This is a genomic window from Actinoplanes regularis (assembly GCF_900188005.1).
Taxonomy (GTDB): domain Bacteria; phylum Actinomycetota; class Actinomycetes; order Mycobacteriales; family Micromonosporaceae; genus Actinoplanes; species Actinoplanes regularis.
Genome location: NZ_FZNR01000005.1, coordinates 328,866 through 351,921, shown reverse-complemented (window position 1 = coordinate 351,921; position 23,056 = coordinate 328,866). Strand labels below are relative to the sequence as shown.

The window sequence follows — 23,056 nt, the reverse complement described above, 5'->3', positions numbered from 1 at the left end:
TTTCCGTTCCGGTGGATGAGGGAGAGTCTTCGGTGAGGTTGTACAGATCGGTGCTGGCCGTCGGCGTATCGGCGGGGGTCGCCACGGCGTTGGTGGCCGCCGGTACCCTGTCGGCGTTCGCCGACGTGGCGCGCGGCGTGCGCGTCAGCGTGGCGGGCAACGGCGCACAGGGCGACGGCGAGAGCGGGTCGCCGGCGGTGAACGCCGACGGGCGGATCGTCGCCTTCGCCTCGGTCGCGCCCAACCTCGTCGCCGCCGACAGCAACGGTACGACCGACGTGTTCGTGCACGACACGGTGGACCGTGCCACCACGCTCGTCAGCGTCGCCACCGACGGCCGGCAGGGCAACGACAGGTCCACCAGCCCGGCGGTGAGCACCTCGGGCCGGTACGTCGCCTTCACCTCGGCCGCCACGAACCTGGTCGCCGGCGACACCAACCGCAGCCGCGACGTGTTCGTCCGCGACCTCGTCACGGGCACCACCGTGCTGGCCAGCGTCTCCGGCACCGGCGAGCCGGGCGACGGGCACAGCACGCGTCCGTCGATCAGCGCCGACGGCCGTTACGTGGCGTTCCGCTCGGAGGCCGGGAACTTCATCGCGGGCGGCACCGGCGGGCGGTCGCGGGTGTTCGTCCGCGACCTGGTCGCCGGGCGGACCACGCTGGTCACCGAGGCGGCGAGCGGGCAACCGGGCTACGGCGACGGCCTCTTCTCACCGGCGGCCCTGGCTCGCCCGGAGATCAGCGCGGACGGCCGGTACGTGACCTTCGAGTCAGAGGCCGGCGACCTCGTCGGCGACGACACCAACGGCAGGTCGGACGTGTTCGTGCGCGACCTCGCCGCCGGCGCCACCTCGCGGGTGAGCGTCTCCAGCAGCGGACGGCAGACCTCCGGTGCCAGCGACAAGCCGTCGATCAGCGCCGACGGTCGTTACATCGCGTTCCGGTCGACGGCCCAGGACCTGCTGGACGGCGACCCGCAGCTCTGGAGCCAGATCTACCTGCACGACCGGGACACGGGCAGGACGGAGCTGGTCAGCCGGTCCGGCTCGAACGATCCGGCGGCGCGTGACTGCGACCTTCCCGCCCTCAGCGGAAACGGACGCTACCTCGCGTTCACCTCCCGGGCCACCAACCTCGTCGACGGCGACGCCGACAGCCGGCCGGACCTGTTCGTCCGAGACCTGGTCAAGGGCACCGTCGTCCGGGTCACCGCGTCCGCCGCCGGCGGGCAGCTCGACGGCAACCCCGTGCTCAACGTCGCGATCAGCGGCGCCGGGCGCCACGTGGCCTACGACTCTCGCGCGGCGAACATCGTCGAGCCGGACACGAACGCGGCCGGGGACGTGTTCCTGCACAACCTGGACGGTTGACGACGGATCCGACAGTGATGGTCACCACGGCGAGGCCGCGGGCCGCGTCGCAACCCTGTGCCAGGCCGCCACAACGATACGATCGTCCGCCCCGGTGATGACTCTCGATGGGTCGCCGCCGGGGCGAGTCAGTCGGACCAGACGGTTGTGGGGTTTTGGATGCCGGTGCCCGGGGTGCACGCCGATCACCCTGTCGATGAGACGTGCCCGGCGGCCGTGCTGCGCCATGCCGACGCCGGCGACTGGGAACAGGCCATCGAGCACGCCGGCCACCTCGCCGACGGCACCGGCCCGCTGACCGCGCGGGCGGCGTGGCCGGCCACGATGGTGCTTTACCTGCAAGGCCGGCTGACGGAGGCCGAGTCGGTCTCCGCCCGGGTGCGGGACGACCCCGATCCGGCGTACGGCGCCGATCAGGCCCTGCTCGCGGCCTGGACGGCGAGTGTCGCCTGGGCTCGCGGCGACGTGGCCGCCTGCCGACGGGCGGCCGACCTGGCGTTGCCGCTGGCGCGGGCCGGCGGCCGGCCCCGGGCGCTGGCGGCCGCCCACACGGTCCACGCACTGCTGGCCGCGGCGCGCGGCGACCGACGCGACAACGACCGGCACTACGCGCTGGCGCTGACCGCCGCCGAGGCGTCCGGCGATCGCACCCAGCAGCTACGGATCCGGGCCAACCGCGCCTCGCAACGGCTGGAGGAGGGCGACCTCGCCGGCGCCCTGGCCGAGCTCGACGCGGCGCTCGAACTGACCGCCGACGCCCCCGAGCCACACCCGACCATGGTCGGCCTGGCCCAGCACAACCGCGCCGACCTGCTGCTGCGCGGCGGTCGGCTGCGCGCGGCCCGGGACGGCTTCCGGGCCGCCCTGACGACTCTGCAGCGCGCCGGCGCGGACGGCGCGGCGTACCCGTTGACCGGTCTCGGCGAGAGCTACGAGCTGTGCGGCCACCTGCCCCAGGCGCGCACCGCGTACGAGGAGGCCGTGCTGGTCGCCTCGAGCGCCGGCATCGTGCAGGCGCTGGTACCGGCGTTGTGCGGTCTCGCCCGGGTCCTGGCCGCCACCGGCGACCCCGCGGCCGGGCCGACGGCCGCGCGGGCGGTCACCGCGTCCACCGACCTGACCGGCGCGGTGGCCCGAGCCGCGCTGGGCTGGACGATGGTGGCCGCGGAACCGGCGGCCGCCCGCGAGCACGCCGAGCAAGCGATCGGCCTCGCCCGGGCCGCCCGCAACCCCGCGGCACTGGCGGACGCCCTCGAACTCGCCGCCATGACCGAGCCGCCGGCCGCCGCGGAGCCGCTGCTGGTCGACGCCGCCCGGGTGTGGACGGACATCGGCGATCCGGTGGCGGCGGCCCGGGTCGCGCTCGCCCGGGCCCGGATCGGCCGGAACCCGGCCGCGGATCAGGTCATCGCGGAGCACCGGTTGCGCGCACTGGAGGTGGAGACGGCCACCGGCACCCGCTCACTGGCACCGTCGGTGCGGCCGCCGGGCAGCCCGGTCAGCGTGCGGATGCTCGGTTCGTTCGCGGTCCTGCACGACGGCGAGCCGGTACCGGTCGCCGCCTGGCACAGCCGCAAGGCACGCGACCTGCTCAAACTCCTGATCGCGCGGCGCGGGCGCCCGATCAGCCGGGAGGCGCTCGGCGAGGCGCTGTGGCCGGGCGAGAACGCTGTCGCCAACCGCCTGTCGATCACCCTGTCGACGCTGCGCGCCGTCCTGGATCCCGGGCGACGGGCGGCACCGGACCACTACCTGGTGACCGATGCCGCCGGCGTCGCTTACGACCCCCGCACGCTGCCGGTCGATGTCGACGCGTTCCTGCGGCTGGCCGAGGCGGGGGCCGCCGCGCTCGGGGGCGGGCGGGTCGACGAGGCCCGGGTGCTGCTCGAGGCCGCCGACGCCGCGTACCCGGGTGGGGTCCTGGACGACGAGCCGGACCTGGAAGCGGTGCGGACCCTGCGTGACGAGGCGCGAACCATGTATCTGACCACCATGCGGGCCCTCGGCACGGCGTGCGCGGAGGCGGACGACACCGACGGCGCGGTACGGGCCTGGCGCCGGCTGCTCGACCATGATCCGTACGACGAGGACGGCGCCCTGCGGATGGTCGACGTGCTGACCGCCAGTGGCCGGCACGGCGAGGCCGCCCGCCGCTATCGCACCTATGCCACGCGCATGCGGGAGCTGGGCGTCGCACCGGCGCCCATGCGCCGCCGGCCCCGGACCAGGCTGCGTCCCTGACACCCCTCCCCCTTCAGGCCCGGATCACGCCACGGCGGTTCCCTCCAGTTCGACCAGCTGGCCGGGGATCGCCAGGCGGGTCACCCCGAGCATCGTGGTGGCCGGGGCCACCCCCGCGGCGCCCAGCCGCGACGCCAGCACGCCGTAGTGCGGGAACAGCAGGTCGACATCGGTGGTGTAGACGTTGAGCCGGACGAGGTTCGCGAGAGACATGCCGGCCTTGCCCAGCACGGCCTCCAGGTTGTCGAGGCTCAGCGCCAGCTGTGCGGCCAGGTCACCGTCGTGCAGGGGCTCGCCGGCACCGCTCATCGCGGTCTGCCCGGAGCAGTACAGGGTCCGGGTGGCCCCGGTGACGAGTTCAGCCTGGTTGAACCCCATCCCCAGCGACCAAGTCACCGGGTTGATCGCCGTTCGCTCCACTGCCACATCAGCTCCATTCGATCGGGAGTACGTCCGTCCAGATGAGCCTGTCAACGAATCACGACATCCTCTGTCAGGTATTTCGATAGGGTCCTGACATGCGCGCCGACCGGCTGGTCTCTCTCGTGCTCCTGCTGCGCCGGCACGGCCGGCTCTCCGCGACCACGCTCGCCGCCGAGTTGGAGGTGTCCACCCGCACGGTGCTGCGCGACATCGAGGCGCTGTCCGCGGCGGGAGTCCCGGTCTACGCCGAGCGCGGCCGGCACGGCGGTTTCGCATTGCTACCCGGCTTCCGGACCGAACTCACCGGACTGAACCACGATGAGGCGCTCGCCCTGCTGGTCGCCGGATCGCGGAGCGGCGCGCAGGCGTTCGGCCTCGGCTCTGCGCTCGCGTCGGCCATGCGCAAGGTGGTCGACGCGCTGCCCGAAAGCTATCGGGCCACCGCGGCCGGCGCGGTCCAGCGAGTCCTCGTCGACCCCGAGACCGACCTGCTCTCGCGCCGGCTGGTCGAGGAGGAGGTGCCCGGCACCGTCGTGGCCGAGGTCCGGCGCGCGGTGTTCGCCGGGCACAAACTGCGCATCCAATACGCGGCGGTGGGCCAGACCCCGAAGTGGCGCACCGTGGACCCGATCGGCCTGGTCACCGTCCGCGAACAGGGCTATCTGCTGGCCACGAGATCCGGCGCGGACCGCACCTACCGGCTGTCCCGGATCCTGGCCGCCGAGGAACTCGCCGAACCCGCGCAGCGACCGGACCGGATCGATCTGGACCGGGCCTGGCAGGAACGCAGCGCGCGGTTCCGGGCCGGCGGCGACCAGGTCGCCGTGCTGGTACGGATGGATCCGGCGCGGCGGGAGGAGTTGGTGGGCACCGCCCTGGCCGTGCGTGTCGAGGAGACCGACGCGGACGGCTGGTTGCGGCTGGAGGTCACCTTTCAGGATTCGAGACACGCCGAGTGGGCGCTGTGGCGACTCGGCACGGACGCGGAAGCCCTGGCGCCGCAGTGGCTGCGCACCGCTCTCCGCGACCGCGCCGCCGCGATCGCCGCCCGCTACGGTCACCCCTGAGCGAGCCGGAGCAACGGGCCCACTGTTCGCAATCTTGTCCACAAAAAGCGTACGTGGAATCGCAGTGGATTATTGCAACGTTACAGGGAGTCTGTATAGCTCGATTGACGGTGCCGGGGGCTTTGATAAGCGCCTATCAGGAAGATTTTCTTCACTCTGCGCACATTCACTCACGTCACTGCTATTGCGACCATGGGGAATTACTATGGGTAACTACAAGATGCAGTCGTGAGGGCCCAGGGCACATACGTAACTTAGCGTAGCTCAGGCGTGACTTAACGTATGAAAGCCCCCCGGCGGCCACCGAGGGCTCTCACCGGCCATCTTGTCACCCCGCTCACCGGCTACTGCAAAGAAGGTGACAAGTGCCTCGATCAGATGCTACGCGCGGCATCGGTCACACTACTCACTGTCAGCAATGTGCTGAGAATTCGACTGAATCCGCGAACAACTACGCCGTCTTCCATCGGCTGATGTCCTTTGTGGTTTTCCTGATTGACGCGCTCATGGCGGCGACCATCGCAGGACTCACCACCGCCCTCCTTGACGGCACCGGCATTCAGATCGCGTCCGCCGCAGCGGTCACTTTCACCACCGTCCTGGGTATGGCCATGACGGCCTACCAGTTCGTCAAACGGCCGCCCTCGGCGCCCTCGGCGCACACACCCGCTCACGCGGCACACGATGACGTTCGGCGTCGTCCCCGGCGAGCACGCCAGCAGAAGCAACCGTCACGCGAAACCGGACACAGTTCCTGAACGGCGGCACGGTTCAGCCGACGCGCTCGGCCAGCGAGACGACGATCCCTTCGGGTCCCCGGACGTACGCCATCCGCCACGCGCCCTCGTACTCACCGATGCCACCGACCAGTCCGTAACCCTCGCCGGCAGCCCAGTCGACAGCGGCCCGCAGGTCGTTCACCTCGAAGGACACGTTGCGCAGGCCCAACTCGTTGGCCATGGCCGCCGGCGAGCCCGGCACGGAATCCGGCCGCACGAATCTCGCGAGTTCCAGGCGGGCGCCGCCGTCGGGCGACTTCAGCATGACGATCTCGGTGCGGGAGTCGGGTATGCCGCAGACCGTCTCCAGGAACTCGCCCTCGACGAAGGTCCGGCCCTCGACCTCCAGGCCGAGCGCCACGAAGAAGGCCGTGACGGCATCGAGATCCGCGACCGTGATGCCGATGTGGTCGAAACGTCGTACGTGCGCCATGAATCGTGCTCCCGTCGTATCGATCATTCATCTGCCACGGTAGGCGTTCTCCGTACCCGGACCAGTGGCGATGCCTGCCGGCTCTACAAGGTGGAACGCACCCGGAAGTCGGCTGCCGCAGCCTAATCCATGCGGTAAAACCGTCATATCGGACTCGCGGATGACGGTGGAGGCGGCTGATGCGGTCGTCGCAGGATGAGGGGCTGGCAGCCGGGTCCGCGGCGGCGAGCGAGCCGCAGGCGGTGGTCGAGCTGCGGGTGCATGGGGTCGGCGGGACGGCACCCGCCACGCTGCTGGGGACCACGGCATTCCGGCAGGTGTGGGGTGACCGGCTCGCGGGCTTCTACGCGGCGGAGGTCACCCGGCGGAACCGGTCACTGGAGGCGTACTGCTGGGGTGGCCTGACCTCACGCAGCAACTTCCGCGTGCTCTGGGTGCTCCTGTTCCCGTTCATGCTGGCGAACCTGGCCGGCTGGACCTGCTCGGCACGGACCCACGCGGATCGGTGGGCCTTCGCGGCCCACCGCGCCTGCGGCCGGCTGGCAGCGCTGGCGGTCACCCTCAACCTGATGTTGATCGTGTCGACAGTCGTGGTCGACACGTGGGCGTACCAGTTCGGTGGCTACGAGAAGCCGCTTCCGTCCGACGAGCCACGCTGGAAAAGCGTCGCACATGCACTGGCCCACCAAGAGCAGCCCGGCCGCCGCGTAGCGATCGGGGTCGGTGTGGTGGTGGCGATCCTGCTCGGGCTGGCGCTGCTGTCGTATCGGGCCCACAACCGATATGAGCAGGTGACGCCGATCGGCACCGATGGTCGTGAGCAGGCGCGGAGCAGCTCCGCCGCGTTACCGGACGGCGTCGCCGATCCCCGATTCTTCGACGGGGCGGCCACTGTGCGGCGATTGCTGCGCCTGCACGTGAGCGCCGGCCTGGCCTGGCTCGCACTGCTGGTGGCATACGCCATCCGCGACCAGCGGTTCCAGGTGATGGCGGCCGTGGCGCTGGGCGCCGCGATCGTGCTGGTCGCCTGCGAGGCTGCCGGAGAACACCTCGTGACACCGCTGGCCGCGACAGCTCTCGCCCTCACGGTCGCCACGGCCTCGTCCGCGTGGCACGGCTCGGCCTTCCGAGGCCCACTCCGCGGACACCTGCCGGGGCTGCGCGTCGCGGCCATCGTCACCTTCGGCCTGCTGTGCGCTCTCATATTCGTCCGGCTGCTGGTGATGCCATTGATCGCCCTACTGCGGGCACTCGGGATCCGGGACGGCGCGGCGTCCGGCGCCGTCGAACAGCCGAGCAGGCGGTGGCCCGGGGCGCCGTTCGTGGTGGCCGCGCTCAGCATGCTCAGCGCCAACGTCGTCGGGTGGGGATGCCTGCTCGCCGCCGCGAGTTCCCTCGGCTCGCTGCGCTGGTCCGCCGACACGGTGACCGGAGACTCCGAAATACAGATAGTGGTCTTCGAGACCCTCCGCGGTGTGATCCCATGGCTCACGTTCGCCCCAGTCGGCCTGATCTTGACCTTCCTGCTGGTCGAGCTCGCCCGATGGGGTCTGGCCGGCGGCCGAGCGGACCGGGACTCGATCGTCGCGTGGTACGCCGGCCGCTCGGACGCGGACCCACCGCCGCGGCCGCCGTGGGATGCATGGCGCTCCAGTGCGCTGCCGACCGAGGATCTGCCGCCAGTCGGTCGCAAGCGCGCCACCAGGTGGGTTCGATCCATCGCGCGGGCGCGCAAGCTGGCCAGGCTGCCCGCCGACGCGCGGTACCTGTTCACCGGCCTGGCGCTGATCGCCGGCCTGGCACTGATCGCCGTACTGATCGACTCGCTGAATCGGTCGTCCTCCGAGGCCACGGTGACGTTCGCCGTGACGGTCGCCGTGATGATCCCCGCCGGCGGGCTGGCACTGTTGCGCTGGGGCTGGCACCGGCCCGACGCCCGCCGGTGGATGGGCGTCCTGTGGGACGTCGGCACGTTCTGGCCACGCGCCTATCATCCGTTCGCCCCGCCCTGTTACGCCGAGCGCGCCGTGCCCGACCTGCAGCGCCGCGTGCGGTGGCTGCAGGACAGCGGCTGCCAGGTGCTGGTCGTCGGGCACAGCCAGGGCAGCGTGCTGGCCGCGGTGGCGCTCGCCCAGCTCGGCGCCCTCCGGCCCGGGTGCGACCGGCCGGTCCTGGTCACCTTCGGCTCACCGCTGACCACGCTGTACGGATGGGCGTTCCCCGCCTACATCAACGGCAACCTGTTCGACCGCCTGCACGGCCCCCGAGCCGGCGAGCCGCTGCGGTCCTGGCGCAACTTCTCCTACAAGACCGACTACATCGGCGGCCCGATCGGCCGTGACGAGGTCGACGTCCTCCTGCCCGATCCCAGCACCGCGTGGTACGTCACCGGCGAGCCGATGCCATCGATGCGCCGCCACACCGGCTACTGGTCCGACGAGGCGATGTGGCAGCGCATCGACGAACAGGTCACCGCGCCGGGGACCGGCGTGCCTCCGCCGGCCAGCCCCGGACCCGTATCGGAGGAACCCTGGATCAGTCCAGGAAGGTCACGGTCTCCGACAGCGGGGCACGACGGATGCGCGGATGTGTGACCGTCGGGTCGGCGAAGCCGATCGACATGCCACAGAAGAGCATTCGCTCGGGTTGTGGGGCGGTCACCTCAGCGACGCTGAGGTGATACTCCCCCCAGATCTCTTGTGTACAGCTGTGCAGCCCTTCGGCTCGAAGTAGCAGCATCACCGTCTGCAGGTAGATACCGACGTCGGCCCAGCGTGGCTTCGGCATGTCCCGGTCCAGGTAGCAGAAGAGTGCCGTGCCGGCGCCGAAACAGTTCCAGTTCCTGGCCCGGATGCGGGCTCGGCCCGCCACATCTCCTCGCGCGACGCCTTGTGAGCCATACAGACCCTCGCCCAGCGCCGCCATGCGTTCGAGGTAGGGCGAGCGCACCTCGGGTGGAAGATTGGCGAATTCTCGATCGTCGCCCGAGTCGCCGGCCGCGACCCGCCCGGCCACTGTGTTCTTCAGCTTGGTCAGCAGGTCACCGGAGACGACGTAGACATTCCATGGCTGCAGGTTGCTGCCCGACGGGGCGTTGGCGGCCGCCGTCAGCACTCGCTCGAAGACCTCACGCGGGACGGGTCGATCGGTGAATCTACGAATCGACTGCCTCGTCCAGACCGCGTTGTAGACATCCATCGAGTCGATCAGCCCTACTTCGTGACCGCTTGCGGGCACGGAATCGTGCCAGCACGAAGTATTGCGCAACGGCACCGGATGCCCGGCCCCTCAGTCGAACGCGCCATGTCAGAGGCCGTGTCAGCGCGATGTCCGTCTGCTGTCAGAGCGGCAGGCGATCGTGGCTCTCGTGAACGGCTCATCAACCGGTTCCACGACCTACGCCCCATCAACGGGGACGAAACCTCAGGAGAGCATGATGCAGAAGTTCGACACCCCGGCCCCGGCCACCACCGTCCTGGAGACCGCCGGGCGGGAACGTCCGGAACTGCAGCAGATCTTGGAGACCTTTGTCGACGCCGGCTTCGGCAGCGCGGAGATGTGTATCCACGACGAGCAGGGCGACTGGGTCGGCCGCGCGGGGGTGAGCAAGCTGGGCGAGACCGCCGGGCCGCCGGCCGGCGGACAGGTCTGGGCGGGCAGCGTGAGCAAGCCGTTCACCGCGACCCTGGTGCTCCAGCTGGTGGCCGAGGGCAGGCTGGGGCTGGACGAGCCGGTGGCCGGTTACCTTCCCGAACTCGAGCTGGACGAACGGATCACGGTCCGGATGCTGCTGCGGCACACCAGCGGGTTGTACAACTACACCGGCGAGCCGAACGCCGACGGAACGTTCGGGATGGGACTGCCCTCCCACGGCAAGGACTGGGTGGAGAACCGGTTCCACATCTACCGGCCCGAGGAACTGGTGCGATTCGCGCTGACTCAGCCGGCCCGGTTCGAGCCGGGGACCGACCAGAGCTACGCCAACACCAACTACACGCTGGCCCTGCTGCTGATCGAGAAGGTCACCGGCCGTTCGTACGCCGAAGAGACGCAGCGGCGGATCCTCGGGCCGCTCGGGATGTCGGACACCGTGGTGTCGGCCACCTCGCCGGACCTGCCCGGGCCGCACGCCCACGGCTACTACCGCTACGAGGACGCCGGCGAGTGGAAGCTGACCGACGTCAGCCGCCAGAACCCCTCCCTGCTGGCCGGCGCCGGTGACCTGATCTCGACCGCCAACGACCTCAGCACGTTCATCTCCGCGCTGCTGGGCGGCAGGCTGCTGCCGGCCCCGCTGCTGGCCGAGATGCTCACCCCGCACGGCAAGTTCAACCTCGGTCTGGGGATGTGGGTGCAGGATCTGGGCCCGGGCAATGGCACCATCGTTCACCACAACGGCGGCGCCCCCGGCGGCTACGGGGCACTGATGATCAGCACACCCGACGGCCGCAAGACCCTGACCGCCTCGCTGACCACCAGGGACCTCGACCCGGCGACGGTGTTCCCGCAGGCCCTGGCCGGCCTGATCCAAGCGGTGTTCTGCGCCGACCAGCCCGGGGATGCCTGATATCGCGGGATCCAGCGCCGCGCACCCGACCAGATGCGCGGCGTCCAGGATTCCTCGGAGCCGGGGGCGACAGTGATCGACGGTGAGCGGCGGCGTCGACTCGCCGCTGCCGCTCAGCCGGCTCGGATCGCTCCGATGGGGATGCAGTTCTTCCGGCCTGCGACCGCGACCTCACACAGCGACGCGCCCTTCAGGTCGGCCTTCTCGGAGACCAACTGCCAGGCCCGCGTGTAGTACACCGTGTTCGCCGCCAGGACATCGACGCCCTCTGCGTCCTCGCCCCCGAAGAGCAGCTGATCCTCGGTGAGATAGGACTTGCGGCCCTCGAGCACGGTCCCGATGTACTGGCTCAGGTCCTCCTCGCGGCTGGGGTAGTCGATGCCCAGGTACTGGATGGGTGGGCTGATCCGGCGATTCGGCGGATCAGCCTCCACCCGCAGCAGCAGCGCGAGCGCCGTCGTGCCGGCCGGTGGCGGTTCGCCCGGCATGGACAGGGTCGTCATGGCGTCAAGCACCTGCACCGTGTACGTGTACTTGTTGTCCATGTGCAGCACCGGCCCACGAGTTGCGGGAAGCGTAGGCCGCACCGGGTCGTCACCCGCGTACTTTCCCGGCCCGAGGGACGGCGCTGCTCCGGCCGGCGCCGGGCCCGCATCGACACCGTCGGCACCGCCGCACGCCGCGAGCGCCCCCGAGCCCAGCAACACGAGAAGTGCGATACCGACCCTGACTCCGCCCACCACGACCTCCGCAAACATCGATGATCGCCATCCCGGTCGGGGACTGTACCAAGCCCCGGATCGCCGCGAATGCCCCTTCGGGGACGTCGGGTCGGCTGACGCGCCGCGACCGCCGCTGATCCGCGCGTTTCGGGTTCAGGTTCTCCAGTGGCGAGCAGGGTTTCCGCGCTACGGGACGAGGACGATGCGGTCGTCGGTGTCGGCGTTCCACGCTTGGGTGATCTCGGCGAGCGGTACGGCGCGGGCCCGGACGTCGATCGATCCGTCGGTCACCGCCGCGGCGAGCGGTGGTAGCTCGGCGATGATGTCGCGGGCGGGTACGGAGCCGATGCCGCTGCCGACGATGTGCAGGCGGGCCGAGCGCAGCGCGACCGACGGAATCGGTGCGGTCGAGCCGGCCATGGATCCGATCTGGACCCAGGTCAGCGGCGCGGTGCGGTCGGCGCGGGCGGTGAGCATCGGGATCATGGCGGTGGCGGCGGGCTCGCCCCAGACGTAGTCGAGGACGACGTCGACGTCCGCCGCGACCTGGATCCGGTCGAACGTGCACGTCTCGTCGGCGCCCAGGGCGGACAGCGGAGCGAGGCGGGCGGTGTCGCGCCCGGCGGCGATCACGTGGGCGGCGCCGAACAGCTTCGCGACCTGCACCGCCATCCGGCCGGCGTTGCCGGTGGCGCCGATGACCAGGACACGCTGCCCCGCGGTGAACTCGACGCGGCGGCGCAGCGCGACCCAGGAGGACATCCCCGGGTTCATCGCCGCGGCGATCCGGACCGGGTCGACGCCGTCGGGCAGCACGACGCTGCGGCGGATGTCGATGACGGTGCGCTCGGCGAACGTCCCGAACGTGGTGTCGTCGAGCGCCGCGTAGCGCAGTCGGCCGGACGGGTCGCGCACGACGGCGTCGGCGCCGGGCACGAGCGGGAGCGTGCCGGTGCTGCTGTAGTGCGAGCCGTTGGCCTTCGCCCGGGTCAGGTGGTGCAGGCCGGCCGCGAGCACGTCCACGACCATCTCGTTGTCGCCGGTCGCGACCGGCTCCGGGTGGTCGCGGTAGGTCGGCGGGGTGTCGAACGCGGAGAGGACTGCGGCACGCATGGGAACCTCCTGGAGATGGTTTGGATTACCAACTATCTCCAGAATGGTTTGGAATCCCAACTATGTCAACTAGCATTGCGACATGACTGCCGAGGACTCGCTGGACGCGCTCATCGACGCGCTCGTCCGCTGCACGTTCCAGGTGACGGGCGTGCTCACCCGCATCGGCGGCGAGAACGACCTGTCCCTCACGCAGCTGCGGGTGCTGGGCATCCTGCGCGACCGGCGACCCAGGGTGACCGATCTGGCCGCGTACCTGGGCCTCGACAAGTCGACGATGTCCGGGCTGATCGACCGGGCCGAACGCCGGGGGCTGCTGGCCCGGGACAGGAACCCGCACGACGGCCGGGCCGTCGACGTCTTCCTGACCCCGGCCGGCCAGGAACTGACTCAACGACTGGACGTAGAGATTCGGCGCGCCCTCGTGCCCCAGCTGGACCGGCTGCAGTCCGAGCAGCGGGAACAACTCCTCGGACTGCTCGCACCCCTGCTCGACCCGACCGGCGGGCGCTGACGGCCCCGGGGCCTGATCGCTGCCTCAGGCCGTCGACGGCAAGGTCGTCCGGTGCGCCGCGGATTCGGGGATCCGAGAGGTCTTGTCCCGGTACATGGCGGCGTCCGCCTCGGCGGTCAAGGCCGCCAGGCTGGTCGGTTCCGCGGCGAAGCGGTAGGCGGCGCCGATGCTGACCCGTACGGAGACCTCGTGTCCGTCGATGGTCATGGGCCGGCCGATCTCGGTGCGCAGCCGGGCGCTGAGCTCGGCGGCCGCGACCGGGTCGGTGTCCGGCAGGAGCACGACGAACTCGTCGCCGCCCAGGCGTCCGGCCATGTCGCCGGCCCGGATCCCGGTGCTCAGCCGGTGGCCGACCTCGCGCCGCAGGCTGTCGCCGACGGCGTGCCCCAGGGTGTCGTTGACCTTCTTGAAGCCGTTCAGGTCGAGCAGCAGCACGGTCATCTCCCGGCCGGCGTGCCGGTCGGCGTACTCGGCGATCCGGGCCCGGTTCGGCAGGCCGGTGAGCGCGTCGTGCGAGGCCTGGTACTGCAGCGCCAGCCGCGTGGCGTCCAACTCCTTGACCTGGCGGTCGAACGCGCTCGACTGGGTTCCGCTGAGCAGTGCGACGAACAGGTGGACGGCGATCGCGAACGGCAGATCGACGCGTACGACATGATCGCCTGAAGTGATCACCATGACCGCGAACACGGTGGAGGTGGCCGCCCAGGCGAGCAGGGCACCGGGCAGCCGGTGTCGCAGCGCGCCGCCGACGATCGGGATGATCAGGCCCGGCCAGGTGGTCATCTCGCTGTAGACCTGGAACCAGGCCACGATGGCGCTCATGACGACGAGGTCCCCGGCCACCTGGCAGGCGCTCAGGGCCGCGTAGCGCGGACCACCCGGCCGGCGGAAATTGATCAGTGCGAGAACGTTCCCGGCGGCCATCACGGCGATGCAGACCAGGCAGCCCGCGACGAGTTGCGGCTGCTGCGGGCGGGAGTCGAAGGCACCGAGCCACCCGGCGAGGTACAGGACCGTGGCGAGCAGGCCGCTGCCGCGCGAGACGAAGGTCGCCGCCTCGACGGCACGGCGCCGCCGCAGCAGAGAGGGTTCCGGGCCGGTGCTCACCGAGACCGGATCGGTCGCGTCGGTGATCGTCTGAGGAATCGCCCGCACGGTGCGGCACGCATCACCGGCTCAACAGCGCGTAGCCGCCATCCTCCGGCCGGGGTAGCCGCTGGTGGCGTAGCGGGTGCGTTCCAGGTCGGCGTACTCGGTGATCAGCGGGCCGACGTCGAGGATCAGGGCCACATCGCCGTTGCCGAGGATGGTCGAGCCACTCACGCACTTGAGCTCGCTGAACAGCGGGCCGAGCGGCTTGATCACCGTCTGGAACTCGCCGAGCAGGGCATCGACCACCAGGCCGGTACGCTGGCCGGACTGCTCGACCACGACCACGCTCTGCCGGCGCGCGTCCTCGCCGTCGAGGCCGAACAGCTGGTGGAGCCGGATGAACGGGAGCACCTCGCCGCGCAGGTTCATGTGGTCGTGATCCCGGTCGTCGGCGGGGAACTCGACGCACTCGGTGACCCGGTCCAGCGGGACGATGAACGAGGAGCTGCCGACCTCGACCAGGAAGCCGTCGATGATCGCGAGGGTGAGCGGGAGCCGGATGCGGATCGTGGCGCCCTGGCCGCGTACGGAATCGACCTCGATGTTGCCCCGCAGGGCCGCGACGTTGCGGCGTACCACGTCCATGCCGACGCCCCGCCCGGAGAGGCTGGAGACCGTCTCCGCGGTGGAGAAGCCGGGCTCGAAGACGAGGTCGAAGACCTCGTGGTCGGTGAGCATGGCGCCGGCCGGCACCAGCCCGCGGTCGACCGCCTTGGCCAGGATGCGGTCGCGGTCCAGACCGCGCCCGTCGTCGGAGACCTCGATGACGATGCTCCCGGCGTCGTGGTACGCGTTCAGCCGTAGCTGTCCCCGCGCCGGCTTGCCCATTCTCCGCCGGTCGTCGGGCGACTCGATGCCGTGGTCCAGCGAGTTGCGCACGAGGTGCGTCAGCGGGTCGCTGATCCGCTCGACCAGCGCCTTGTCCATCTCGGCGTCCCCGCCGGTGATGGTCAGGTGCACCTCCTTGCCGAGGTCCACGCAGACGTCCCGGACCACCCGTTCGAACCGGCGGAGGGTCAGCCCGATCGGCACCATGCGCAGCGCGAGCGCGCTGTGCCGCACTTCGTCGATGAGCCGGGTGACCTGGCTCTGCGCCTCGGACAGGCGGTCGTGGACGCCGACTCCGGCCTGCGCGATGACGAGCTCGCCGACCAGGTCGATGAGCCGATCCAGACGGCCTGCGTCGATCCGGATGGTCTGGGTGTCGGAGGACCGGCTGTCCGCGGTACGCAGCTGCCGGCGCAGCGCCGCCTCGACCACGGCCGGCGGCGCGATGCCCTGCTCGATCAGCACCTGCCCGATCGGGACCGTGCCCCCGGCACGGGTACGTTCGCGCTGGATGCGCAGCGCCTCGTCGATCTCGCCGGGGGTGACCGCGCCGCTCTCCTGGAGCACGTCGCCGAGCCGGTCGCGGTCCGGCATCGACGCGATCCGGCCGATGAACTCGTCCTGGTCCCGGGGCACGATCCGGATGTCGCTGTCCTCGCGGACGAAGTCGAAGACCGACTCGATCTCGGATTTCGGCGCCTCGGTGGACAGCTCCGCCTCGAACGCGAGGTAACTCGTCTCCGGATCCATGTCGGAGGCCCCGGGCAGCGCCGAATCGTCGACGGTGATCCGTTCGATGGTGCCGAGCGAGCCGAGGTAGCGCAGCAGCGCGAGCGGGTCCATGCCGTTGCGCAGGCAGTCCGGGCCGAACCGCAGCCGCAAATTCCAGGCGCGCGGGACGGCGGCCTCGGGTGTCTCGTCGGACGGCGCGGCGGCGGTCTCGGCCGGGACCTCGGCGACGGAATCGAACGGAGCGAGCCGGGCCAGCAGCGCCTCCGACTCTGCCACCTCGGCCGCACTGGGCTCGATCCGGCCCTCGGCGACCCCCTCGACGTACCGGTGGATGTGGTCGGCGCAGGGCAGCAGGATGCTGATCAGCTCGGGAGTGACCCGTACCGTGCCCTCCCGGACGTGGCCGAGCAGGGTCTCCATCACGTGCGCGAAACCAACCAGGTGGTCCAGGCCGAACAGACCGGAGGAGCCCTTGAGGGTGTGCGCCGACCGGAAGATCGCGTTGATCGTCTCGACGTCGTCCGGGTCGGCCTCCAGCTGCAGCAACCCGCCTTCGAGGCTCTCCAGCAGCTCGCGGGCCTCGGTGATGAAGGTGTCGAGGGCCTCGTCGTCGTCGAACGCCATCAGCCGGCTCCCCCGGCCGGCCGCAGCTTGTCGTCCAGGTGCACGATCGCCAGCGCCGCCCGGACCGCGTCGCTCGCGTCGTGGAACTCGGCGTCACCGCCGAGTCTCCTGGCCTCCCGCCGCACGGCGAGCAGCAGTTGGAGGCCGGCGGTGTCCATCTCGGTGACCCCGGCCAGCCCGACCCGGACCGTGGCGTTCTTGTCCAACGCCGCGAGCAGCCGCGGAAACTCGACGGCGGCGGTCTGGATGGTGAGCTCGTCGCGGAGTTCGACGGCCCGGGTGTCGTGGTTCACGGCGCGATCAGTTTGGAGACCGCGGCGAGCATCTGTTCGGGCTGGAACGGCTTGGTCACCCAGGCCTTCGCCCCGGCCACCTGCGCCTGCCGCTTGCGGTCCTCCTGTGACTCGGTGGTCAGCATGATGATCGGCGTGAACTTGTACGCGGGGAGCTTCTTCGCCTCCGCGACGAACGTGATGCCGTCCATGTTCGGCATGTTCACGTCCGAGATGATCAGGTGGATGCGGCGGCCGTCGAGCTGTTTCAGGGCGTCCACACCGTCCGAGCCCTGAAGGACGTCGTACCCGGCGCCCTTGAGCGCGATGCTGACGACCTGGCGTACCGACGCCGAGTCGTCGACGACCAGGATGGTCTTCCCCATGCTTGCCCCCGTGGTCAGAAGAAGGTGATCTCCGATTCGCGGACGCCGGCGGCACGGCCGGAGGCGTGCGCCTGGCGCTCCTCGTCCATGGTGTAGCTGGCCGAGATGGCTTTCAGCGCCTCGTCCGGGTCGATCGGCGGCCCGTCGGTACGGGCCCGGTCCCCAGCCTCGGCGACCGTCTCGGCGAAGCGGTTCATGCTGGCCCGCAGGTGTTCGAGCACCTGACAGATACGGTCCTGGAACTGCAGGTTGGTCAGGGACTGGCTGACCTCGGAGCGGATTCCGGCGGCGGCCCGCTCCAGGTCGCTGGAGGAGTCACGGAAGCCGTAGACCAGCTGCTGCAGGTCGTCGAGCACCGCCTGCACCTCGGCGTTGGCGCCGGCCACCGCGCGGTCCTCGCGCGCGGCGGTCTCCTCGGCGTTGCCGAGGATCGTGCCGATCGTGCTGGCGGCCCGGCCCACCTTGTCGGCCATCCGCTCGCTGGTGCTCAGCGAGTGCTCGGCGAGTGCTCGGACCTCGTCGGCGACGACGCCGAACGCCGCGCCGGCCTCACCGATCCGGGCCGCCTCGATCGAGGCGTTGAGGGCGAGCAGGTTGGTCTGCGCGGCGATCGCGCTGACCTCACCGGACATCTGACGCAGCTCGCTGTTGAGGCTCTGCAGGTTCCGCAGCTCGCTCACGGTCTGCCGCTTGGTCGCCAGGGCGTCGTCGAGGGTGCCGACCACCTCGCCGAGCCGGGAGCGGCTGCGGTCGAAGGTGCCGCCCTGCCCCTCCTCGAGCGCGCCGGCCGATGAGGCGAGTACCGCGTCGAGGTTCTCCACGATCCCGGCGAACTGCTCGGTGAGCTGGCTGATCGCCGTCTCCATCTGGCTGCGGCTGGAGTCGATCTGGGCCGACCAGATGGGCGCGAGCGACTCGGCCAGCCGCTCGACGCCGGTGATGTGGGTGTCGGCCACCCGTTCCTCGGCCGGGGCGACGCCGGGGCGCTTGCGACCGGCCGCGAAGCCGGCGCCGAGGCCGACGGCGAGAATTACCAGCATCCAGAGCAGCTCAGCCATAGCGACGGATCATCTCCGCGATGTTTGTCAGCGGCACCTCCCGCAGGACCGCGCCGAGCTGGACCGCTTCGTGGGGCATGCCGTGGACCACGCAGCTCGCGGCGTCCTGGGCCACGGTGAACGCGCCGGCCTGGCGCATCTCCAGCAGCCCACGGGCACCGTCGCCGCCCATGCCCGTCATGATTATCCCGGTCGCGCTCGCTCCGGCCGCTCGGGCCGCCGACCGGAAGAGCACGTCGACCGACGGCCGGTGCCGGTTGACCGGGGGGCCGTCGAAGACCCGGACCCGGTAACCGGTGCCGTGCCGGACGAGTTCCGTGTGCCGACCGCCGGGCGCTATCAGCACCCGGCCGGGCCGCACCTCGGCTCCGTCCACCGCCTCGGCCACCTGCACCCGGCACATCGCGTCCAGGCGCTGGGCGAACGCGGCGGTGAAGTTCTCCGGCATGTGCTGCACGATCACCATCCCGGGGGTGCTCGGGGGCAGCACCGGGAGCACCATCTCGAGGGCCTTGGTGCCGCCCGTCGAGGTGCCGAGCACGACGACGCGGTCGGTGGTGGGCACGGGTCCGTGTCCGGCCGGGCGCGGGATCCGACGGGCGCTGGTGGCGGCTGCCCGCACCGCCCGGACGATCTCGGCCGAATGCTCCTCGACGAACGCCTTCAGCCCGGTGCGCGGCTTGGTGATCACCGCGGACACCCCGGCGGTGATCAGCCGCGCGACGTCGGCGGACGAGTCGGTGCACAGGACCACCGGCGTGGCGCGTACGGCCATGACCTGGTGCAGGAAATCCGCCCCGTCCAGGCCCGGATCGATCACCAACACGTCCGGCCACACCCGGTTCATGTGTTGCATCGCGAAGGCCGGGCCCGCGACCGCGCCGATCACGTCGATGCCGCTCTGTCGCAGCCGGGCACCGAGATGCTGCCGTACGACGGCCGAGTCGTCGACGATCAGCACGCCGATCGCCGGGGCGCTCACCACGGGCTCCCGGCGTTGCTGCGGCGCCCGGCGGCCGAGGTCAGCGTCACCTCGCCGGTGGCGACCGTGAAGCTGAGCCGGCGCGGGCCGGTCCCGCCGAGGTCGGTGTGCGCCAGGCGGAACCCGAACCGGTCGAGCAGGCTCAGGCCGGCCGTGATGTTGTCCTTGGCCACGTTGGGGGCGCGACCACGCTGCAGATGCGGGAACTGGTTGCCGCCGCCGTACAGTTGCGCCACGTACTCCCGCGGTTTCGTGCCGACCCGCTCGATGGCGTCGAGGAACATCCGGATCGCATGATCCGCGTAGCGGCCGTCGAGGCCGTGCTGGGCGGCCGGGATGCGGCGGTGCGGAAGCATGTAGTGGCACATGCCGCCCACCCGCAGCAGGGGATGCCAGAGGGTGACCGAGACACACGACCCCAGCAGCGTATGGATGTGGGTGTCGGTGCCACCGAAGTAGAAGTCTCCGGGGTTCAGCACCACTTTTCTGACACTAGCCACGCGACTGTCCAGGAGCGCGGTAAATCGACGGTTCGATCATCTGCAGCCGGGACGGGATGCTGTTGAGCGACTCCGACCGGCCGACGATCAGGTAACCGCCGGGCTGCAGCATCTCCTGCAGTCGCAGCACCAGCTCGCGCTTGGTCTCCAGATCGAAGTAGATCATCACGTTGCGCAGCAGGATGACGTCGAACCTGCCGTGGTGGCTCAGGCGGCCCATGAGGTTGTCGTGGTGGAAGCGAACCCGCTCGCGTAGCCGCCGGTTCACCGCCATCGAGCCGTCGTACTCCTCCCGGCCGCGCAGCCAATACTTGCGCAGCAGCTGCCGAGGGATCCGGTCGGCCGCGGCGAGCGGGTAGATGCCGCGGCGGGCGTTCTCCACGACCCGGCGCGAGATGTCCGTTCCCACGATCTCCCACGAGTGGTCGAGGAGCGTCTCCGACAAGACCATTGCCGCCGTGTACGCCTCCTCACCGCTCGAACTGGCCGCGCTCCACAGCCGCAACGGCCGCCCCCGGTCCCGCGCCGGAACGACCACGTCGCGCAGGAAGTCGAAGTGCTGCCGCTCGCGGAAGAAGAACGTCTCGTTCGTGGTGAGCAGGTTGATCAGCTGGATCATCTCGGGCCCGCTCTCCGGCTGGGTCCGCAGGTATCGGACGTACTCCGGGTAGCCGGCCAGGCCCAGCGAGCGCAGGCGCTTGTCGAGCCGCCCGGCGACCAGCGCTTCCTTGCCGGGCTGGAGACGGATCCCGGTCTCCTGGTGGAGTACGCCGGTGATGTAGGCGAACTCGGCCGATCCGATCTCTCGCAGGTTCAGCGGATGCTGCATCAAGGTCCTTCTGGCGACTCGGTCGGTTCCACGGTCTGGCCACCGGCTCGGGCTGCGTTGCTGAGGCTGACCATCTCGCTGATCGACAGAACCTGTCCCACGTCAAGCAGAATCAGGAAATCGCCGTCGCGCCGGGCCATGCCGCTGATGTAGTCGGCGCGGATGCCGGAGCCGAAGGACGGGGCCGGCTCGATGTCGTCCTCGGTCAGTTCGACGACCTTGTTCACCGAGTCGACCAGGATCCCGATGTCCTGGCTGCCGCCGTCGCCGTCCTCGAGCCCGATGTCGTCGAGGTGCACGATGATGATGGTGGTCCGGTGCCGGATCGTGGTGGCGCCCCGGTCGAACCGGATGGCCAGGTCGATCACGGGCACCGCCCGGCCGCGCAGGTTGATGACGCCCCGGATGAACGCGGGCATCATCGGCACCACGGTCAGGTTCCGGTACTCCAGGATCTCCAGCACGTGGAAGATGTCGACCGCGTACGCCTCGCCGTTCAGCGTGAAGGTCAGGAAGCGGCCCGAGCCCACGCGGGCCGACGTGTCGGTCACCGTAGGTCCTCTCGGTCGGGGGTGCGTGCGCATAATCCGACCATTAATTCGAGAGCCCGGATCGGGATATGAATTTTTGTCACTTATATCCCACCAAACGTACCTAGGCTGAGTGGCGAAGCCTGCCCAACCTAGGAGCGTCACATGGCGTCACACGTGGCGGAGAAGTCCGGCCTCGGGCTCCGGAACCTGTCGGTCGCCTGGAAGCTTCGCTGTACGGCCATCGTCACCTGCGTGCTGCTGCTGGCCATGGGCGGGCTCGCGGTCTACGAGCTCCACAAGGCGCAGGACCGGCTGCGGGACATGTACCGGACCAACCTGGGCAACATCACCGCCCTCGACAAGTTCGCCATCTCCTACCGGGACATACGCCTCGCGGTCCGCAGTCTGGCCATGGCGCAGAACGGCGCGGAGGCCGCGACAGCGACCAATCGAGTGCAGAGCACCCTGAATACCTTCAACAGCGACATGGAAGCCGTCGCCAGGTTGGACCTGTCGGGCAGCGACGGCGATTGGGACACGATCACCCGAGCCGTCGCCTCGTACACGTCGATCGCGCAGAGCAAGCTGATCCCCTACGCCACCTCGCACAACATCAAGGCGTTCAACCAGACCGCCGCCAGCGAGCTGGGCCCACTCATGGACGCGATCGAAACCGCCCTCGGCCGGCTGCTCGACGCCGAACGCGGCGCCGCCCAGACCTCGATCGACAACTCGGTCAGCGCGTACGGCTCGTCCCGGCTCGTGATGATCCTGCTGCTGCTGGTCGCGCTGGTCTTCACCTTCGGCATGGTCGCGCTGATCACCAGATCCATCGCCGGCCCGCTGCAGCGCACTGTCGACGTGCTCGCCGGACTCGCCGCCGGGCGCCTCGACCAGCGCCTCAAGGTCGACAGCCGGGACGAGGTCGGTCAGATGGCGGTGGCGCTCAACGCCGCGATGGATCGCCTCTCCGACACGGTCGGCACGGTGGTCGACTCGTCCGCGCACATCAACAACGCGGCCAATCAGATCAGCGGCGCGTCGCAGGCCCTCTCCCAGGCGGCGACCGAGCAGGCGTCCAGCGTCGAGCAGACCACCTCGAGCCTCGAACAGATGAGCGCCGGCATCTCACAGAACAGCGACAACGCCACCGCCACCGAGGAGATCGCGGCCAAGGCGAAGGCCGAGGCGCTGGAGGGTGGCGAGGCCGTCCAGCTCACCGTCGACGCGATGAAGCAGATCACCAGCAAGATCGGCATCATCGACGACATCGCGTTCCAGACCAACATGCTGGCCCTCAACGCCACCATCGAGGCGGCCCGGGCCGGCGAACACGGCAAGGGCTTCGCCGTCGTCGCCACCGAGGTCGGCAAGCTCGCCGAACGCAGCCAGATCGCGGCCCAGGAGATCAGCGAGCTCGCCTCGGGCAGCGTGCAGACCGCGGAACGCGCCGGCGACCTGCTCAACACGATCATCCCGAGCATCATCCAGACCTCCGACCTGGTGCAGGAGATCGCGGCGGCCAGCTCGGAGCAGTCCACCGGCGTACACCAGGTCAGTCTCGCGATGGGGCAGATCGGCAGGGTCACCGAGCAGGCCGCCTCATCCAGCGAGCAACTGGCGGCCACCGCCGAGGAGCTGTCCGCTCAGACCGCGCAGCTGCAGACGATGATGGAGTTCTTCAACATCGGCAACGGCCGGTCGGGCGGGCAGTACCGCGGGTACGGCGCCCTGAACGCGGCCGACGGTGGGAACTACCCGAGTCGGGGCGCGTCGGCGGGCAGGTCCCAGGCCGGGCAGGACATGTTCGGCCCCGAGTTGGAGGCCAAGTTCGACAGCTTCCGGTGAGCGATCGGATCCGCCGCTCGCACGGGCCCTCCGCATCAGATCCGCTGATGTAATCTGCGGGGCATGGCGGCAGAGGTGCG

General features: G+C 70.3%; 22 protein-coding genes. 8 read left to right on the top strand and 14 right to left on the bottom strand.

Annotation, left to right across the window (positions count from 1 at the left end; genetic code table 11):
• Positions 1-32: 32 nt before the first annotated feature.
• Positions 33-1,373: a TolB family protein gene (locus tag CHC09_RS16675; protein WP_179277137.1), complete on the top strand. Its 1,341-nt coding sequence runs from the start codon at positions 33-35 to the stop codon at positions 1,371-1,373.
• A gap of 159 nt (positions 1,374-1,532) precedes the next feature.
• Complete coding sequence (locus CHC09_RS16670) at positions 1,533-3,614, top strand: AfsR/SARP family transcriptional regulator (RefSeq protein WP_089294009.1); 2,082 nt, start codon at positions 1,533-1,535, stop codon at positions 3,612-3,614.
• Positions 3,615-3,638: 24 nt separating this feature from the next.
• Here CHC09_RS16670 and CHC09_RS16665 read toward each other — a convergent pair whose 3' ends face one another.
• Complete coding sequence (locus tag CHC09_RS16665) at positions 3,639-4,040, bottom strand: RidA family protein (protein WP_239138247.1); 402 nt, start codon at positions 4,038-4,040, stop codon at positions 3,639-3,641.
• Positions 4,041-4,132: 92 nt separating this feature from the next.
• Here CHC09_RS16665 and CHC09_RS16660 point away from each other — a divergent pair, with 92 nt between their 5' ends.
• Together CHC09_RS16660 and CHC09_RS16655 are read left to right on the top strand one after the other, a co-directional pair.
• Positions 4,133-5,104, top strand: coding sequence for a helix-turn-helix transcriptional regulator (locus CHC09_RS16660; protein WP_089294007.1), 972 nt, complete (start codon positions 4,133-4,135; stop codon positions 5,102-5,104).
• Positions 5,105-5,577: 473 nt separating this feature from the next.
• Positions 5,578-5,862 carry a hypothetical protein gene (locus tag CHC09_RS16655; protein WP_089294006.1) on the top strand — a complete coding sequence of 95 codons (285 nt, stop codon included), beginning with the start codon at positions 5,578-5,580 and terminating at the stop codon, positions 5,860-5,862.
• A 13-nt stretch (positions 5,863-5,875) separates the two neighbouring features.
• Here CHC09_RS16655 and CHC09_RS16650 read toward each other — a convergent pair whose 3' ends face one another.
• The gene (locus tag CHC09_RS16650) at positions 5,876-6,316 is read right to left on the bottom strand and encodes a VOC family protein (protein ID WP_089294005.1); all 441 of its coding nucleotides are present in this window, start codon (positions 6,314-6,316) and stop codon (positions 5,876-5,878) included.
• A 179-nt stretch (positions 6,317-6,495) separates the two neighbouring features.
• Between CHC09_RS16650 and CHC09_RS16645 the strand changes: the two genes are divergently transcribed.
• Positions 6,496-8,910, top strand: coding sequence for a hypothetical protein (locus tag CHC09_RS16645; protein WP_089294004.1), 2,415 nt, complete (start codon positions 6,496-6,498; stop codon positions 8,908-8,910).
• Here the strand turns inward: CHC09_RS16645 and CHC09_RS16640 are convergent.
• A complete protein-coding gene (locus CHC09_RS16640; protein ID WP_089294003.1) occupies positions 8,852-9,514 on the bottom strand; it encodes a nitroreductase in 663 nt (220 codons plus the stop codon). The two genes, CHC09_RS16645 and CHC09_RS16640, sit on opposite strands and share 59 nt — an antisense overlap.
• A 238-nt stretch (positions 9,515-9,752) precedes the next feature.
• On the opposite strand from CHC09_RS16640, the gene CHC09_RS16635 reads away from it, so the two are divergent.
• The gene (locus tag CHC09_RS16635) at positions 9,753-10,883 is read left to right on the top strand and encodes a serine hydrolase domain-containing protein (protein WP_089294203.1); all 1,131 of its coding nucleotides are present in this window, start codon (positions 9,753-9,755) and stop codon (positions 10,881-10,883) included.
• A gap of 113 nt (positions 10,884-10,996) precedes the next feature.
• Here CHC09_RS16635 and CHC09_RS16630 read toward each other — a convergent pair whose 3' ends face one another.
• Positions 10,997-11,623 (bottom strand): hypothetical protein, encoded by a 627-nt coding sequence (locus tag CHC09_RS16630; protein WP_143232377.1) that lies wholly within the window; start codon positions 11,621-11,623, stop codon positions 10,997-10,999.
• A gap of 168 nt (positions 11,624-11,791) precedes the next feature.
• Positions 11,792-12,718: a quinone oxidoreductase family protein gene (locus CHC09_RS16625; RefSeq protein WP_089294001.1), complete on the bottom strand. Its 927-nt coding sequence runs from the start codon at positions 12,716-12,718 to the stop codon at positions 11,792-11,794.
• Between the two features lie 82 nt (positions 12,719-12,800).
• On the opposite strand from CHC09_RS16625, the gene CHC09_RS16620 reads away from it, so the two are divergent.
• Positions 12,801-13,232 carry a MarR family winged helix-turn-helix transcriptional regulator gene (locus CHC09_RS16620; protein ID WP_089294000.1) on the top strand — a complete coding sequence of 144 codons (432 nt, stop codon included), beginning with the start codon at positions 12,801-12,803 and terminating at the stop codon, positions 13,230-13,232.
• A gap of 24 nt (positions 13,233-13,256) precedes the next feature.
• Here the strand turns inward: CHC09_RS16620 and CHC09_RS16615 are convergent, their stop codons facing one another.
• The 9 genes from CHC09_RS16615 to CHC09_RS16575 are packed head-to-tail and all read right to left on the bottom strand — an operon-like array spanning position 13,257 to position 21,146.
• Positions 13,257-14,387, bottom strand: a complete 1,131-nt coding sequence (locus CHC09_RS16615) for a GGDEF domain-containing protein (protein ID WP_089293999.1) — start codon at positions 14,385-14,387, stop codon at positions 13,257-13,259.
• Between the two features lie 21 nt (positions 14,388-14,408).
• Positions 14,409-16,568: a chemotaxis protein CheA gene (locus CHC09_RS16610; protein ID WP_089293998.1), complete on the bottom strand. Its 2,160-nt coding sequence runs from the start codon at positions 16,566-16,568 to the stop codon at positions 14,409-14,411.
• The gene (locus tag CHC09_RS16605; RefSeq protein WP_089293997.1) at positions 16,568-16,861 is read right to left on the bottom strand and encodes an STAS domain-containing protein; all 294 of its coding nucleotides are present in this window, start codon (positions 16,859-16,861) and stop codon (positions 16,568-16,570) included. The genes CHC09_RS16610 and CHC09_RS16605 overlap by 1 nt, the downstream gene beginning before the upstream one ends.
• Positions 16,858-17,226 carry a response regulator gene (locus CHC09_RS16600; RefSeq protein WP_089293996.1) on the bottom strand — a complete coding sequence of 123 codons (369 nt, stop codon included), beginning with the start codon at positions 17,224-17,226 and terminating at the stop codon, positions 16,858-16,860. Before CHC09_RS16600 ends, CHC09_RS16605 begins: the two co-directional genes overlap by 4 nt.
• 14 nt (positions 17,227-17,240) lie before the next feature.
• On the bottom strand, positions 17,241-18,284 hold the full coding sequence (locus CHC09_RS16595; RefSeq protein WP_089293995.1) for a methyl-accepting chemotaxis protein: 1,044 nt from the start codon (positions 18,282-18,284) through the stop codon (positions 17,241-17,243).
• The gene (cheB, locus tag CHC09_RS16590) at positions 18,277-19,266 is read right to left on the bottom strand and encodes a chemotaxis-specific protein-glutamate methyltransferase CheB (RefSeq protein WP_203833091.1); all 990 of its coding nucleotides are present in this window, start codon (positions 19,264-19,266) and stop codon (positions 18,277-18,279) included. The genes CHC09_RS16595 and cheB overlap by 8 nt, the downstream gene beginning before the upstream one ends.
• On the bottom strand, positions 19,263-19,748 hold the full coding sequence (locus CHC09_RS16585; RefSeq protein WP_143232376.1) for a chemotaxis protein CheD: 486 nt from the start codon (positions 19,746-19,748) through the stop codon (positions 19,263-19,265). The genes cheB and CHC09_RS16585 overlap by 4 nt, the downstream gene beginning before the upstream one ends.
• A gap of 10 nt (positions 19,749-19,758) precedes the next feature.
• A complete protein-coding gene (locus CHC09_RS16580) occupies positions 19,759-20,595 on the bottom strand; it encodes a CheR family methyltransferase (RefSeq protein ID WP_089293992.1) in 837 nt (278 codons plus the stop codon).
• Entirely contained in the window at positions 20,595-21,146 is a 552-nt protein-coding gene (locus CHC09_RS16575; protein WP_089293991.1) for a chemotaxis protein CheW, read from the bottom strand. The genes CHC09_RS16580 and CHC09_RS16575 overlap by 1 nt, the downstream gene beginning before the upstream one ends.
• Positions 21,147-21,290: 144 nt before the next feature.
• Between CHC09_RS16575 and CHC09_RS16570 the strand changes: the two genes are divergently transcribed.
• Entirely contained in the window at positions 21,291-22,976 is a 1,686-nt protein-coding gene (locus tag CHC09_RS16570) for a methyl-accepting chemotaxis protein (protein WP_089293990.1), read from the top strand.
• The last annotated feature ends 80 nt before the right edge of the window (positions 22,977-23,056 follow it).